Below are 16,907 nucleotides of genomic sequence, written 5' to 3'. Positions count from 1 at the left end.
CTACTTCTCTACTTCTCTTTTTTTCGCCATTCTGGTATATCCTCTGCGGTTTTAAAAATAAGATAAGAGTGGGAGGCTGTAAGATAGTCCATTCTTTAAGAAATCTGGTATTTTGACTAACGTAACCTCCCTTCGTCTATCTTCTGTTTTACCCAAAGGCTAAATTCTTCGGACACAAATTTTCTATATAAAGGATATCGTTTTAGCTGCTTTTGAGTGAGATAAACATAATCACAAATTGCTTCTTTCAGTTGAGTTGTTTTATCTATTTTCCATGCTTCCAAACATACACCTGTAAGCTTTGCCTGTCGAAAATCTGCTTTGATTGCTTTCGTTTTTGTTAGGTTTGCGCCTTCCAAATTGGCATATTCTAATGTTGCTTCACTGAGATCTGCTTCTGTAAAATCGGCATTGCGGAGATCTGCACCCAAAAGGTTAGCACCTTTGAGGTTACAACCAGCAAACGATTCTTTGGCAACTCTTTTTGTAACAACTACATTTCTCACGTGTGGATCGGACAAAATTGTATTATCAACTTTAGCGGTCTCAAGGTGTTGCGCCAAATGGAAGTGAGTGCGAGTCAGTGTAGCATTTGTAAAATCTGTATTTTTTAGAGTAGCATGAGCAAAATCAGCATGAGTTAAATCAGCTCCCTTAAAACTGGTTCCCCATCTCACCAGAACAGCGATCGCAATCTTCCGCATCCACCCAAATGTTTTATCCTCTGCCAAAATTTGCCGTACTATATATCTCACTATCATTGCACCAGCGGCAATTCCAAAAGTACTTGCTATAAGGGTTCCAGATAAAGCTTCAGCTTTTGGCAAGGATAAGATAGCATCGTTACGAAGAAACCGAACAACTGGGATACCGAGTATCACTCCCAGTACAGAACCTAAGATGGCGCTAGCTATAGTTGCACATACGATCGCAAACACGGCTATAACTCCGTACATCATCTCAGAAATTGTTGCGGCTATGATGGAAACCGCAATCGCAACTGTACACACTCCTACAGCTATCCCTGCTGCAACTATTCCAGCACTCACCCCAACAAAGTTACCTGTGGTCAAGCCAAATATTACCCCTAAGATTGCTCCAGTGGCTGCGATCGTTCCTAAAGCCGCCCGTAAGTTATGAGGAATATTAAAAAGTATATAGACAGCAAACAATTCTGAGACCAGTGTTGCTGACAAGATTTTTCTTGGAGTTACCGCTAGAGGAAAAAGTACACAGCCAAAAAAAACAATAGCAAATATGGCCGTCAATCCCAAGAGTGCTGACAAGACAATTGCTATAAATACCAAACGCATTGCCTGACTCGGCTGCAAGCCAGCTTTTGCCTGACAGAAATTTGCACCCGTCAGGGTAGCATTAGTAAAATCTGCGCCGCGAATATCCGAACGAAAAAAGTTAGCACCCGTAAGGTCAGCACCTCTAAAGGAACAACCTCGCAGGTCTCGATCTGAAAAGCCATGAGCCATGATGAATGGCAACTAAATGATAAACTTAGATTATCGCTTTTTTTTGGCGTTTAGAGTACCCAGAAGGAGAATTTTGGATTTTAGATTGAGCAAAGCTTCTGCCCTACTCAGGTAAGATCGCACCTCGACACTCTCCAAAACCTATCCTAGCAAAACCTGGTTTCTCACAGTAGCCGCGCAAAATCACTTCATCATCATTTAACAAAAAAGAGCGCATCTCGCCTGTCGGGAGTTCAACCGGATTGGCTCCACGCTGAGTTATCTCTAACAAACATCCTTGCGAACCAATTGCAGTACCTGAAACTGTTCCACTAGCTAACAAATCGCCAGAATGGAGGTTACAACCATTACTCGCGTGATGGGTGAGCATTTGTGCTATTGTCCAGTACATATCTTTAAAAGAGCCACGGCTCAGGCGGAAGGGTTCTATTCCCGCCTCCCGCATTTGCAGCGATCGCACTAAAGCTTCAACTGCGATATCAACACCCCCCATTGTAGTATCTGCTGGGGAAGACAGATAAGATAGCACTAAAGGATCGTCCGGAGCACGCTTAAAAGCAGGAGTTCGGAAAGGTGCGAGTGCTTCAAGAGTCACTACCCAAGGAGAGACAGTCGTTGCAAAGCTTTTAGCTAAAAAAGGACCGAGGGGCTGATATTCCCAAGCCTGAATATCCCTTGCTGACCAATCGTTGACCAAACACAACCCGAAGATATGTTCTTCGGCGGTATCTATGGGAATGGGTTGTCCTAACTCATTCCCAACACCTACAAAGAAACCAACTTCGAGTTCGTAATCGAGCATTTGAGTTGCTTCAAAACTAGGGGTGAGTGCTTCAGGGCTTTTTCTCTGACCCTTGGGGCGTGCAATAGCTCGATCGCTTGGTATAATCGAGGAGGCACGTCCGTGATAAGCAATGGGTATATGTTTGTAGTTAGGTAAGAGGGGGTTGTCCGGACGAAAAAGCTTGCCTACGTTAGTCGCATGAAAAATGGAAGCATAAAAATCAGTATAATTACCAATAGAGGCAGGTAGTAAAAGCTTAGCATGAGACATGGGAACGAGCATTTGTTGTGCTTCAGGCGATCGCTCGTTCCACTGTAGTAATTGGCTTAGGTGACGGCGTAACATGAGTGAAGCCCCACTTCCGAGTTCCATAAGTGGATTTAAGTGAGATTTCCCGCAAGCTGCTTGTAAATGTTCCGGAAGTTCTTGCAAAAGCCCTGTCTGCAAGCATAGGAACAAATCAAGAATTTGGTCGCCAATAGCAACACCGATGCGTGGGAGTTCAGCGCTGTCTGAAAGTTGAAATACACCAAAAGGTAAGTTTTGAATTGGAAAATCAGTGTTCTTGCAATTGGCAGATTCTACCCAACTATGCAAGTTCGGGTCATGGGTGGTATCAATGAGACGACTCATAACATTTTATAATTAGATTGGCGTAAAATTTAGCGATCGAGTAGTTGGCAATGGAAAGTCTTAAAAAGGCTGGGATATATTCATGTATGTTTCCAATATATTGAGTTGTTTATTAGCTAGAAAATCAGTACAAGTTGGAGAAGAATGCGATCGAAAATCGTCTTCTTTCGATAATAAAATGTAACCTCGGGGCTTTCCAGTTGCCGGATCGAGAGGAGCAAGAGCATCCCAGAGTAGTGATAAAGGAACCCAGTGTGACGGGTATTTAAAGCGAGCAACATCCATAATTAAAACTAAATCTCGTTTTCGATGATATCCTCCTATCGGGGAAAAATGCCCATCTCCAGTTTGTCCTAAAACTTCTCGTGAGTAAGAGACAACCATGTGAAACCCTTCTGGAGATCGAGCAGCTTGTTCGATCGCTTCTCGAAATGCTTCGATAGTTGTATTATCATAACGATAAGCCTCTACTTTCGCTCCATTACAACGTCCCAAACAGACAAATTGGTCAAATGTCATTCCCCGTTCTTTAATTGCTCGCAATTGCAAGCAGCAATCAAGTATTTCCTCACTGTACCATCGCCACAAACCTTTCCAGATTCGACCCGGATCGATGGACAGTGCGTTAAGGACAACAACGAGCGTACCAAGACCGCAATAAGCAGGTTCTGACTGGGTATGAAACTGCTCAGCCAGAGCAAAGTAACTGTCCATACCTCCTAGAGTTAATGCTTCTGTGAAAATTTGTCTGCCTTCTAAAGATGAAAAAGCAATAAGTTGTGACGGTAAAGGTCGGCGGTAAAATCCATGAGTGTCCATACATTGATAAATCATTCAATTTGTTTATTAATTTAGAGTTATTGAATTGCAATATAAATTGTGAAAGTAGGTAGGGCATGACTTACCAAATTACGAATGAGATCGGTCATGTCTTACCTAACGTCAAGTATTTTTCCCAATTTCCCAGCTATTTTTAACATCTTTCCATAAATTTGGATTTCTTTAGGTAATACTAATTTAGTGGTTTAGGGTTAACAAGCGTAATTACTTTGCAATTGCAATTGAGCGCCTGCATCATATCTGGAGGCCGAATTAATAAGATTTTACTTTTCGTTACAGAGGTTTGTGTTTTCGCAAAATCACCCAGAAAAAATTACTGAGTTTATCTTAAACCCTCCTATTAGCTGGAGAGTCAAGTGGCTTCAGTCCAATTTGCAATTATGGATTGCAGATTATTCTGTTACTGGTTGCCGTGAAAATTTCATCCTAATTTCATTTTTCTTTGAAATACTAAGTATTAAGTGTAGTTTTATAAAAAAACAAAATTTCTCTATAGCAATCCTAAATCATTTGTAAAAATTTGGATTGCTAATAGCTAATGGCTAATATCACATCCGGTAGTACAACCATAATAAAATGAACAAGTATGCATTCTTGAACAAGTATCTACCGTACCAATGCCAAAGCGTATTAGCATAGAGCTTCATCTATTGTTTAGATTTCAGGGGCGAGAAGTTATCCAGGACACACGGGTAGCTCTTTGGATGAGCCAGCTAAAACTTTATATATAATTATACCAAATACACGTAAAATCGCTTCAAGTAAGGCGGCCTTTCCAAAACCATTGGTTCCGTCAAATCCCGTGATACCATCTGATAACTCACAGTAGTTGGTGTATCACCAAAACAGCGGAAACCTTTAAGAGTTATAAAACATATTTTCATTTATCTAAGTACATTCTTTTAATATCATTCTCACATTTCTAGCAAAATAACTTCCTAGTGTCAAAGAATATTAGTAGTGATACCAACAAAAAAAAGGCTGGCTACAGCTAGCAGCCACAAATTTATCTTGCCTTCTACTAAAGTAGAAACGCCTTACTGTATAGGAGCAGTAATCGTGACCGTCCAGCTATCCCAGCTTGACTTCCAACGACTCACCCGCATTGTCCACAACTTACCCGACTTTGCCAACGTGCGCGATCGGACGCGTTGGCTTCCAATCAGCAACAACCGTCTTGTTGTTTCTAGCGTGAATCAAACCTACATATAGACGATTCAATCGTCTATATGTAGATTCAAAACAACAGGAGGATTTATGCAGCAAAAAACAAACAAAAGAGGAACTAACCCTAATAGAATCAAAGCGCTCAAGAAGTCGGTAGCGTCTAGAAAATGTAAGAAGTACGTAAAAGTGGGTTTGCTACCGCATACAATTTCCTTACTTGATTCCACTGGGTAATAGGTCTGGAGCTATTGACGAAGCAATTGCTTTGATTGAAAAACATGGTTTGATGAACGAATTTCTCAAGCAACTAAAAAACCCGGAATTGAACTGAGTTATGTTTGAAGGTCACCTGAAGGTCACCTCAAGTCCCGATTGTTTTTAGGAGATGACTCAATTTCCCAGTCCCGCCTGCTGTTGTATAATAGTTATCGCGTATTGGACGAGTGCGAGAATTAGGTCTTGCATTAGGTGTGAATCGCATTCACTAACGGTTATACAACTGTATTGCATTATTTTCTCGAATTATCTGCAATATAACTAACTTGTATTGAAAAATATACACTTATCTGGTAAACAGCATCAAAAATTACAAGAAGCTTTCATTGATGCTTTTCCTAATAAATTTTCGTTAGAGGAGATGTTATTAGTTAAATTAGAAAAAAATTTAAACGTAATTGTTGTAGGTAGTGATTTAAAAGAAATCGTTTTCAGATTAATACAAAAAGCCAAATCTGAAGGATGGCTTAAAGATTTAGTTGATGCAGCACATAAATCGAATCCTGGCATCTAAGCTTAAAAGCGATCGCAATTTGTTGTTGCGGGAACTGAAAGAGCAATTTGGACAGGAACGATTTGATAAACTGGGGGAGTTTGTACTAGATTATGTAGCGCAACGACTGATACTAAATCCGCCTCTTGTACCCCCTTTAATAATCTAGTCCGCGTAGGCGGACTTCGTTTGTACAGCCACGATTTCCAATCGTTAGGGTAAAAGGGGTTGGAGAAACGGATTTGGTATGACTGAGCGTAAGTCCTAGCTTCGTTACACAGTTCGGTTTTTTTGCGCCTCTCTACTTATCTCGACGAGCGCCCTAGTAGTTACCATTCATTATTAATTGCGGCTCGCAAGCGGCGTAAAAGTTCTACCGGAATGGCATAAAATGACCGATCGCTGTGAATCTGTCCGCTAGCCGACTCCTGTCTGCGCTCCAACGAGAAAGTTAACAGTCCAATTACTTCGCTCCATTGATTCAAGATAGGTGCGCCACTGATACCTCCTTGCAAAGGAATGCTCACCTCCAGCACTCGCTGAGAGCAAAGCGGGCTGGGACGGACACGATTAATTAACCCTATGTTGCAGTAGAGATTCTCGACAAATCCTCCACTTTCAGGAGAAGGAAAACCAACGGTTACAATCCGCTCTCCCACTTCTACTAGTTCCGAAAAGCCCAAGCGCAAGGGTGTCAGCGGATTAGATACTGGCTGCACCTCCAAAATTGCTACATCATCTGCACCCCAACTGGGCAAATGAATCGATACAACTTCCAAAGCCCCCTCGTTGGTAATCACCCGTACAGCTTGGGATGGAACACAGTTTCCTGTTTTCTCGTTTATGAGTACGTGGCGATTGGTAGCGATGTAGCGAGAGCCAATGACAAAACCACTGCCACTTGCAGCCCAACCATTCATATCAACATGTATCCAAACAACTGAGGCAGTGTAAATGCGGACAGCATGATTGAGGTTGGCAAAATCTGGTTGGTGAACTCCCAAGGGGGCTGCATGTTCGCGCAATAACGTTGTGTAAGCTTCGCGTTGTCGGAGACGAGCTAGAATTTCTAAACCAAGTTCTACTTGTTGGGAAGACAGAGGTGCAGCCAGTCGCTCAAACTGGGTCAAAGCTTCTGAGTAACGTTGCAGACGTAAAAAATGTTGTGCTAGCTCTTGAGGTTGACCTTCAAGGTTAATGGGCAAGTTCTCCAGCACGCTCAACCATCTTTGATAGTTGGCTGCGATATCAATGATAACCATTTTGGCATCTTCAGCGCGTTGCAGTAACTGCTCGCCATCTTCTAACAAACGCTGTACTCGATCGGTAATTTCTGTAGCACGCCAATCTAAAGATTTATAACCATCTAACCACAGGCGAATACTGCGGCTTAAGGTATTCCATTGATCTAGTGCTAATCTGGTGTTGTTCTCTAATTGAATGCGATCGCGATAAATATCAAAAAGTGTATTGTTATTCGCAGATGTGGGTGAATAGCGTTCCCGATGTCTTTCGTAAGTTTGAAAGCGATCTTGAAAGCGGGTTGACAAAGCAAGAACGTCTGCTGTTTCTACATCGTGCAAGGTCGCTTGCAACTTTGCCATCAGCTTTTCTAAACCAGATAGCGATTTTTGATAGAGTTGTGAGTCACGGAATCGACTTTGCAGCGAAGTCATTTGTGCGGGGGTGAGCAAATGAGAATCAGCGATCGTAATACTCTGTTCATTACCTGTCCCAACGTCCCGAGCCGTTACAGTGAGCAAACAATTAGCATCAATAGCAAACTTAACATCAATTTGCGGTACGCCGGCTGGGGCAATGGGAATGCCTTGTAAGATAAATTCGCCAATCTTGAAATTTTCTTCAGAAACAGATGATTCTCCCTGAAAAACCTCAATTCTAACCGCAGTTTGGTTATCTTCAGTGGTCGTGTATCGCTGGGTGTTGTCAGTGGGAATTGTGGTGTGTTTGGGAATGACACGACTAAACTGAAATTCCCCAGACTCAACCCGGCATTTAATCCCTAAACTAAAAGGTACAACATCAAGCAACAGCGTGTTATGGAAATCACCCGTGAGAATTGCCGCTTGCAAAGCCGCACCACGGGCAACAACTGTCAAGGGATCGTATGCAGAATCAGGCTCTAGATGAAATACATCGCCAATACATTGGCGAACTGCGGGCATTAGCCCACCCCCTCCAATCAGCAGGACACGAGTGGGTTTTTCTGTGACTTTTTGGCAGGTACTGCGAATCCGTTCCAGCCAGGGGGATGCCAATCGTTCTAGTTCTGCTCGTGTTAGGGTTAATTGGATTGTGCGATCGCCAATCAGATAAGGTAAATCGATTGTCCATTCGCTTTGTGTAGACAGTTCAATCTTGAGTTCTTCACAAGCTTGGCGCAAGCGAGTTGCAGCTTGACTGTTGCGCGGAATCTCTTGCCCTGTCTCAACCTTGACAAATTCATTAAAGTGCGTGTAGATGATTTCGTCTAAATCTGCACTTCCAAGAGTGTTATCACCCTCAATCTGATGTACTTCAAACACACCACTTCCAGTTTCAATAATGGAAAGGTCGAAAGTTCCCGCACCTAAGTCAGCGACTAAAATTGTTTCAGTTTTATGTTCGTAGATATGCTGGGCAAGACAAGCCGCTGTTGGCTCGTGGATCAACCGCAGCACGCGAATATCCGCGAGAAATCCAGCAGTTTTAGTTGCCCGTTTCTGCGCCTCATTAAAGTAAGCTGGTACAGTGATGACGATGTTGTTTAAAGAAATTACGGGTGGATATTGCGCTAGAAACTCATTCACCCAATCAGCAGGAGCAGCGGATCCCATCGTTCTTGCGGCAATTGTCGAAACTCGGGCGGTAATCTGTGTTCGCAGGTACTCCCTGGCAAACTCACGCGCACAGTTGATAATGCGGGCGGAAATTTCTTCGGCTCGATATTCCTGACCCGCTGCGCGAAATTTTAGGTCTGTTCCCATGTGCCGTTTAGCTTTGGTGATGATGGCGCGAGGGGACTTGCTCAACAACTCAGCAATGGGGGTTCCTACTATTTCCCGCCCCGATTGGTCGATCGCGAAAACCGAGGGGATCTGCCGTTGTCTTCGCCGTTCCACAACTTCTGGTCTTCTTTCTCGTTTGTTGTAAAGACACACTACACTGTTACTAGTGCCTAAATCCAAACCAATCGCATCAACATAATCTGCTAAAACTTGCTTAGTTGCATCTGTTACCCATCTTGTTGCCTGCTCCTCAAAATAGCGACGATCCTGCACTTCTATCTCAGGAAGCTCAATCGCTACCAAGTCCAGCCATTTTTGCCCCAACAGATCTTGCTGTGCCAAATCTTTGATCCGCCGCCATAATTTGGCTTTTTGGGTAGCAGATTGTCCTGCAGCATTGGCTTGCTCTGCACACAATTGGGCTAGTTGTTCTACCCGTTGAGATCTTTGCAGCAATTCTTGGAATTGGCGATCGAACACAGCTTGCTCATCACCTAGTTGCTGTTGGCGTAACTCTGCTGCCCGCAAGAACTCCCCGGCTTGTGCGTAAAGTGCGATCGCCCGCTCGGTTTCTCCCAACTGTTCATACAGGGATGCCGCCATAAAAAAGTCACCGCCTTCTTCTAGCAACTGTGCCTTTCTTCCGATATCAACTGCTTCCGGGGAAGCAGATTCTAGGGCAACTAAAGCTTGTCCAAATGCACTAGCTTTTTCAAATAACACAGAAGCAGCAAAATAATCTTGGGCTTTCTCAGCTTGCGATGCAGCTTCGAGATAGTTTCCCGCCGCCTCTTCCAGAAGACTCCAGCGTTTAAACAGGTCTGTGGTAGACTGTCCCGCACAGCCTGACAACTCAGCCGTTAAGGCAGCACGAGCGGTTCTGACTGCTTCTGATAAAAGACGTTGTGTCCGTTCAGCTTCAGGTACTTGAGATTTTTCCTGCCATGCTGTGGCTACAGACTTTAACAACTGCACAGCCGCTAAAAATTCCTGATGTTCGATGTGTAACCTAACTGTGTTCTCTAATAATTCTCGAATTGACTGCACCCACTCAGGGGTAATACTGGGACGGTATTGAATAGCTAGCCCTAATTTTCCAAGTTTCTGGTGACAATCGCTGACCCGTTCTAGATTACCTGCAGGTTGAAAATGTGTGATGGCTGTGGTGTAGTCCCCATCTTGCCAAAAAATCTCTGCTACTTTCTCATGCGCTTGAGCGATCGCTCTCTCATCTCCTAACCGATTAGCCAAATTCAACTGCCGCAAAGCATGTTCCTGACCAGCTAGAGGCATGAGGTAATGCACAGCACTGCGGTAATCTTGAGCAGTTTCCGCCAAATCCGCAGCTTCAATATAGCGATCGACAAGAGCGTAAACTTGATGTATTTTGGGAAGTTCATCTGGCTGCAACTGTGCAAAAAATGACTTCCAAGGAGCGGCCAGTTGAAAAGTGTGATTTTCTAAAAAAATATTGACAACTTCCAAAAGTTGTGATTTATCTAAAGTACCTTCCTGACGCCGCTTGAGTAACTTAGCTAACAGCAGGTTGCTATCACCAATTCTTGCTGCTTGCAAACATATCTGTTGCTGGATTTCCTGTATCGATGAAGGTTCGGGCAATCGTTGCGATAGTCGCCATGCAGCGTCCAGATTTTGAGCGGTTTGAGGTTTTGCTTCTAGCAGAAAAGAGAGTGCTTGTCCGATCGCCAAGCTAGGACTCGGAGTTTGTTCGCCTAAAAGCGGATCGAATTTAAGAATGACTTGAGTGAGTTCCTGGCGATCGCTGCATTTCCTGGCCAGAAATAAAGCTTGTGTATAAGTCTGCCAAGCTTTGTCCCTGTCTTGGGTCGTCTCTAATTGTCTTTGTAACTTTTCGCAAGTCTTGGCTAGCCGTTGACGAGAATTTTTCAATCCCTGTAGCGTTCTTAGCAGATTGACTAGAGGTCTGCATAAAGCTTGAAATAACCTCTTTAAGTGCAAGTGCCAATTAGACATTTTTCTTTTAGGAAACATAAATATATTTAAGGCAGACGCGTCAAAGGTTTTTTAATATTCATGTTGTCATCAATTGTCTGTAACATATCACATGGTGGATTGAATAATGCATCATGCTATATGCTATTTCCATAGTTTTAACAAAGTCATCCCACGGGATACACGGGGATTAGCTGAAATATCAATAAATGAAGTTCTGTAAAGAAAATCTTTTTCAAAAATTTATACGAACTGCACTGTGTAAATTTACTTCACAGACCATTAAGTGAAAGTGTCTGTACAGAAATTTTAAAGTCAGGAAGTTGCATGCAATCTTAGATAGCGAAATTATGTGATTTCTCTAACTCCCTAAGGGATTTGGGAGTTGGTTTAGGGATAAGGGCTGTTTGCTGATTTCATCTCATTTTCATTTCTCAGTGACAAACTGAAAGGTGCATGCACATTTTGTATTCTTTCTTCCCAGTAGTAAAAATTTATTAAAGCACCATGCCCAAGTCTTTGCCTCAGTTGTTTAAAGTAGTTCCTTGCATTTCCAGTGCAGCCCTAAGCTTTATGTTACTATCCAGCCCCACAGCCGTTTTAGCGCATGCCGGACACGGAAATGAATTTCAAGGTGGTGAAACCACTAGCGGTACCGCCTCGATTCAAGTGGAAACTGAAACTGCTAAACGCATGGGAATTCAAGTTGAGCCAGTGAAGCGTCAGCGATTAGCTGTTGGCATTAAAACTATCGGACAAATTGAAACTTTACCCAATCGACAAGTGGAAGTTACGACTCCAATTTCTGGGGCAAAAGTGGTTGAACTGTTGGTGGAACCTGGTGCATTGGTTCGCAAAGGTCAACCTGTTGCGGTTTTAACTAGTCCCGATTTGGTGACACTGCGCGTTGAGTCCCAAGAAAAACTTGCTCAAGGACAAGCCGATTTGCAACAAGCGATCGCAGACTTAAAGCTTGCCCAGCAAAACTACGAGAAATATCAGCAGATTGCAGCAGCAGAGATAGCAGAAGCACAAAGCGTGGTTGCTTTTTCTCGAGAAAAATACGAAAAAGACCAACAATTGACAGACTCTGGTGCCTTACCACGCCGCACCGCTTTGGAATCTCAAACCCAGCTAGCACGAGCAAAAGCAGAACTCACCAAAGCAAACAGCCGCCGCGATGTGATTGAGGCTGAAAATCAACTCAAACGCGCTCAAGCAGCCGTTGAAGTGGCAAAATCGCGTATTAAACTTAGCAATGCTGCTTATGAAACTCGGCTGCAACAACTGGGAAATCGAGCAAACGTAAAAGGATTGGTAACGGTAACTGCGCCAATATTCGGTAAAATTGCTGATAGGGAAGCAACTCTCGGTCAATCTTTTGAAGATGCCGGTGGTAAGCTCATGACCATTGTCAACGATCGCCGAGTTTTTGCAACAGCAAGTATTTATGAAAAGGATTTAAGTAAAGTTAGGACAGGTCAACAGGTCAACGTTAAAGTGACTTCTGTTCCCAATCTCACTTTCAACGGACGTATTGCTGTCGTTGGATCTGTGGTGGAAGGCGATACACGAGTTGTTTCTGTAAAAGCAGAAATAGATAATACAAGTGGAGTTCTCAAACCGGGAATGTTTGCAGAACTTGAAATTCTCACTAATGAAGCATTGTCAGAGAGCTTGGTAATTCCCAGTTCTGCCATAGTTGAGGCAAATGGCAAGAAACAAGTTTACGTGCAAAGCGGTAATACTTACCAACCTGTTGAGGTTACCTTAGGTCAAACTTCTGGAGATCTGGTTGAGGTCAAGACTGGTTTATTTCAAGGAGACGAGATCGTCACACAACGCGTACCTCAGCTTTATGCTCAATCCTTAAGAAGCAGTTCTCACAAAGGAAAAGAAATCCAACAAACTTCTTCCCATTCCCCTACTTCCCCATCCCCAACTCCTCTGTTTTGGCTGCTAGCAGCAGGGGGAGGAACTGCGATCGCAATTGTCGCTTTCATCGCTGGTGCTTTCTGGTCTGGTCGTCAAACCAACTCTCAACCACCGATAAAGTCCATCACTTTACCAGAAGAAACTCACACAGAAAAACCAGAATGGAGTGATGGCATTGCCCGATAAAGGTCAAAAATTTTACAAGTAATCTATCAAATATGCTAAGTAGTATTATTAAGTGGGCGATCGCACGTCGTTGGCTCGTCATTTTGGGAACAATTATTCTAACTCTGTGGATATTTCGTACAATTATCCAAATGCCCTTAGATGTGTTTCCCACCTTCGCACCTCCACAAGTCGAAATTCAAACAGAAGCACCGGGGCTAGCCCCTGAAGAAGTAGAATCCCTAGTCACTTTACCTATTGAAAGTTCTATCAACGGGACTCCAGGAATTACAGCAGTCCGTTCTGCAAGTGCGTCAGGGCTTTCCGTTGTTAAAATCATTTTTAATTGGGGAACAGATATCTATCAAGCCCGCCAATTAGTTACAGAACGGTTGCAACAAGCTCAAAGCAAACTTCCAGAAGGAGTAGAAACACCACAGATATCTCCCACCAGTTCTCCCATTGGAACAGTGTTGCAGTATGCCTTTTATATTGGGGACAAGGGAGACAAGGAAGAAAATTCTACCGTGTCTACCCCCTATCCCCCCTCTCCCGTGTCTCCCACTTCCTTGATGGAACTGCGACGTATAGTAGATTGGCTAGTCACCAATCGTCTATTAGCTGTCCCTGGGGTGAGTCAGGTTGTTGCTTATGGAGGAGATGTTCGTCAATATCAAGTTTTAGTCGAGCCAGAAAAGTTAAAAGCTTATAATGTTACCTTAGAAGACGTAGTAGAAGCTACATCTGCTGCTAATATCAATGCCCCTGGCGGTTATTTAATCACTTCGGATCGCGAAAAGTTAATTCGGGGTATCGGGCGCATTGAATCTCTTGAAGAATTACAGCAATCTGCGATTACGGCTCGCAATGGTACGCCTGTAAGAATATCCGATGTTGCTGACGTGCAAATTGGAGCAGCTATTAAGCGGGGAGATGGGAGTTTTAACGGTCAAAAGGCAATCATTGTGATGATTAACAAACAGCCTCAAGCCGATACTCCTACTGTAACTCGTGCTATTGAAGAAGCCATGAAAGAAGTTATGGCTAGCTTGCCAAAGAATGTGAAAGTACAAGCAACATTTCGGCAAGAAAGTTATATTGATTCTTCAATTGAAAATGTCAGAGAGGCTTTAGTTGAAGGTGCTATTATTGTCGCCATTATTTTAATACCCTTTCTTATGAATTGGCGCAATTTAGCTATTTGTTTAACAGCCCTTCCGTTATCTTTATTGGTAGGAGTGTTGTTACTCAATTGGATGGGACAGGGTTTAAATACAATGACGTTGGGTGGGTTAGCAGTTGCTATTGGTTCGGCTGTTGATGATGCAATTGTAGATGCAGAAAATGTTTATCGCTGTTTGAGAGAAAATAAACATTCTCCCAACCCATGTCCTGTTTTGGATGTTGTTTTTGAGGGCTGTCAGGAAGTCCGAGACTCGGTCTTTGGCGCTACCATCATTACTATAGTTGTTTTCTCTCCAGTTTTTGCTTTAACTGGTGTAGAGGGTAGTATTTTTATTCCTATGGGTTTGGGTTATATGGCAGCAGTAATTGCTTCGAGTATCACCGCCCTAACTGTCACTCCTGCTTTATGTGCAATTCTTTTACCTAACGGTTATTTACCAGAACGAGAGCCTTGGGTTGCCAGATGTTTTAAGCAACTTTATTATCCCTTATTGACGTTTTCTCTCCGACGTTCTGGAATTGTTTTAGCTATAGCAACTGCTAGTTTGCTAGCAGCAACTATTATTTTTCCTTCTTTTGGCAGAGTGTTTTTGCCAGAATTTCAGGAGCAAACTTTAGTCAATACCCTAACTCTTTATCCTGGAGTTTCTTTAGAAGCAACAAATGCTGCAGGTGAAGCAATTCAAGCAGCACTGAAAGGCGATCCGAGATTTCCTTACGTGCAATTGCGTTCTGGACGCGCTCCTGGTGATGCTGATGCGGCGGGTGTGAATTCAGCACACCTAGACATTGAATTGAGCCCCAAAGCTATGGAAGATAGGGAGGGAGCTATTGCTAAGTTGCGGGAAGAATTTGATAAGTTACCGGGAGTTGCACCAAATATTGGCGGTTTTATCTCTCACCGTATGGATGAGGTTTTATCAGGGGTAAGAAGTGCGATCGCAGTGAAAATTTTTGGTTCGGACTTAGAACAACTTCGCAATCTCGGAAGTCAAGTCAATGAGGTTATGAAAACGGTTGAGGGTATTGTTGATTTGCAACTAGAACCTCAAGTTCCTATAGAACAAGTACAAATTAAGTTTAATCGCCCTGCTGCTTCAAGATATGGATTGACCATCGGAAAGCTTTCTGAAACAATTGAAACTGCTTTAAATGGAAAAGTTGTATCACAAATTTTAGAGCAACAACAAACTTTTGATTTGGTGGTTTGGTTAAAAGCAGAAGCACGTCAAAATACAGAAACGATTCGCAATTTATTAGTTGATACTCCTAGTGGAAATAAAATTCCCCTCGCACAAGTAGCAACAATTGATAGTGGAACTGGACCAAACACGATTAACCGTGAAAATGTCTCCCGTCTCATTGTTGTTTCTGCTAATGCTAGCGGTAGAGATTTACGCTCCATTGTGAATGAAATTCGTAACAAAGTCAATCAACAGGTACATCCACCTTCTGGGTATTACATTGAATATGCAGGTCAATTTGAGGCACAAGAAAGAGCCAGTCAAAATATTTTAATTTTTAGTGCGATCGCTTTTATCATTATTACCATCATCATGTATCTTTCCGTCAAATCAATCTCTTCCACCGCCATGATTATGATTAACTTGCCTTTGGCATTGGTAGGAGGAGTTTTTTCAGTCGCTTTAACAGGTGGTGTAATTTCCATTGCTTCTTTAGTTGGTTTTATCACCCTGTTTGGAGTAGCAACACGCAATGGATTGTTATTAGTCGATAATTACAATACAAAATTGAAAGAAGGAATGCCTTTGAGAGAAGTTCTAATCGAAGGCTCGATGGAACGTCTCAATGCTATTTTGATGACAGCTTTTACCTCAGCTTTGGGATTAGCACCACTGGTTGTAGAAAGTGGTGCGGGTAAGGAAATTTTGCAACCACTTTCGATAGTCGTTTTAGGTGGCTTAGTCACTTCTACAGCTTTAACATTGGTAGTCTTACCTGCTTTATATGCTAAGTTTGGTAGATTTTTGGTATCTAAGCGATCGGTTGTAGAAAATAGGAAACCTATTTCCCCCCTTTTTAAGGGGGGTTAGGGGGGATCGAAACCGCTTTTAATGCACTTTAGAAGACTAGTGTGTACACCGTAAGATGCATTGGGGAGGGAATTGGATTTTCCATTTCCCCCCTTTCATGCGTGGGGATTAAGGGGGGTATAAGTTCTATTTTAAAGTCAGGAACGCCTTATTATTTTCAAGGCAGAACTGTACTGATTAACCCAAAATAAAGTCTGCACCAATAATAACGTTCTGAGTATTCTCGACATAGGCAATCAAATCACCTTTATAAAGGATATCTACTCCATTACCAAAGTTGCTGAGTGAGTAATCACTCAAACTTCCAGTGACTTGAATTTTGTCACCTTCTGCCCAATTAAAGTCTTTTATAGTGTCAAATCCCAATCCATTATCATAGACAGTTCCCCATTCACCCAGAATAAAAGTATCTGCGCCTGCACCCCCAGTTAAGGTATCGTAGCCATAGCCGCCAGTAAGCTTGTCATTACCAGCTTCACCATACAGCTTGTCATCGCCGCTACCGCCAGAAAGCTCGTCATTGCCAGCACCACCATAGAGGAGATCGTCACCGTATCCACCATAGAGTTTGTCATTACCAGAGTATGTTGGATTCAGACCGCCATAGAGAGTATCATTTCCGTCTCCACCGTAAAGGGTGTCATCTTCATTGCCACCATACAAGGTATCATTACCACCAAAGCCAAATAAAGTATCGTAGCCATCGTAATCATCGTAACCAGAGCCGTAACCAGAAGCGGGATACCCATAGATAACATCGTTACCTTCAGTACCGTAAAGTGTGTCGCTGAGGTAAGTTCCATTGATAGACATATTTAAGTTCCTTGTTTGTGTACTAAGGTTGTGTAAAACTGCGTTTTAGGTGCAGTTATAAAAGTTATCTGGGTTAAACCGAGAATTTACGCAACT

9 protein-coding genes are annotated in these 16,907 nt (G+C 42.8%); 4 read left to right on the top strand and 5 right to left on the bottom strand.

Going from position 1 to position 16,907, the window contains the following annotated elements; translation table 11 throughout:
- Positions 1 to 116: 116 nt before the first annotated feature.
- From HC643_RS35110 to HC643_RS35100, 3 genes are all read right to left on the bottom strand, one after another.
- On the bottom strand, positions 117 to 1,484 hold the full coding sequence (locus HC643_RS35110; protein ID WP_050046495.1) for a pentapeptide repeat-containing protein: 1,368 nt from the start codon (positions 1,482 to 1,484) through the stop codon (positions 117 to 119).
- A 103-nt stretch (positions 1,485 to 1,587) separates the two neighbouring features.
- Positions 1,588 to 2,901 (bottom strand): fumarylacetoacetase, encoded by a 1,314-nt coding sequence (gene fahA / locus HC643_RS35105; protein WP_038082582.1) that lies wholly within the window; start codon positions 2,899 to 2,901, stop codon positions 1,588 to 1,590.
- A gap of 60 nt (positions 2,902 to 2,961) precedes the next feature.
- The gene (locus tag HC643_RS35100; protein ID WP_237266012.1) at positions 2,962 to 3,735 is read right to left on the bottom strand and encodes a phytochelatin synthase family protein; all 774 of its coding nucleotides are present in this window, start codon (positions 3,733 to 3,735) and stop codon (positions 2,962 to 2,964) included.
- A gap of 1,065 nt (positions 3,736 to 4,800) precedes the next feature.
- On the opposite strand from HC643_RS35100, the gene HC643_RS35095 reads away from it, so the two are divergent.
- Both HC643_RS35095 and HC643_RS35090 read left to right on the top strand, forming a co-directional pair.
- Positions 4,801 to 4,953 (top strand): hypothetical protein, encoded by a 153-nt coding sequence (locus HC643_RS35095; protein ID WP_167844580.1) that lies wholly within the window; start codon positions 4,801 to 4,803, stop codon positions 4,951 to 4,953.
- Between the two features lie 502 nt (positions 4,954 to 5,455).
- A complete protein-coding gene (locus tag HC643_RS35090; RefSeq protein ID WP_038082583.1) occupies positions 5,456 to 5,698 on the top strand; it encodes an effector-associated domain EAD1-containing protein in 243 nt (80 codons plus the stop codon).
- Between the two features lie 308 nt (positions 5,699 to 6,006).
- On the opposite strand, the gene HC643_RS35085 is transcribed toward HC643_RS35090, so the two are convergent.
- On the bottom strand, positions 6,007 to 10,680 hold the full coding sequence (locus tag HC643_RS35085) for an Hsp70 family protein (RefSeq protein ID WP_038082607.1): 4,674 nt from the start codon (positions 10,678 to 10,680) through the stop codon (positions 6,007 to 6,009).
- A 486-nt stretch (positions 10,681 to 11,166) separates the two neighbouring features.
- Here HC643_RS35085 and HC643_RS35080 point away from each other — a divergent pair, with 486 nt between their 5' ends.
- Both HC643_RS35080 and HC643_RS35075 read left to right on the top strand, forming a co-directional pair.
- Positions 11,167 to 12,780: an efflux RND transporter periplasmic adaptor subunit gene (locus HC643_RS35080; protein WP_038082585.1), complete on the top strand. Its 1,614-nt coding sequence runs from the start codon at positions 11,167 to 11,169 to the stop codon at positions 12,778 to 12,780.
- 32 nt (positions 12,781 to 12,812) lie between these two features.
- Complete coding sequence (locus HC643_RS35075; protein WP_038082586.1) at positions 12,813 to 15,998, top strand: efflux RND transporter permease subunit; 3,186 nt, start codon at positions 12,813 to 12,815, stop codon at positions 15,996 to 15,998.
- Between the two features lie 177 nt (positions 15,999 to 16,175).
- Here the strand turns inward: HC643_RS35075 and HC643_RS42265 are convergent, their stop codons facing one another.
- Positions 16,176 to 16,811, bottom strand: a complete 636-nt coding sequence (locus tag HC643_RS42265) for a calcium-binding protein (RefSeq protein WP_050046497.1) — start codon at positions 16,809 to 16,811, stop codon at positions 16,176 to 16,178.
- Positions 16,812 to 16,907: the final 96 nt, after the last annotated feature.

Origin of the sequence: Tolypothrix bouteillei VB521301 (assembly GCF_000760695.4) — a bacterium.
Lineage (GTDB): Bacteria > Cyanobacteriota > Cyanobacteriia > Cyanobacteriales > Nostocaceae > Scytonema > Scytonema bouteillei_A.
Note: the sequence above shows the minus strand (reverse complement) of the source record. Positions and strands in the feature narration are given on the sequence as shown.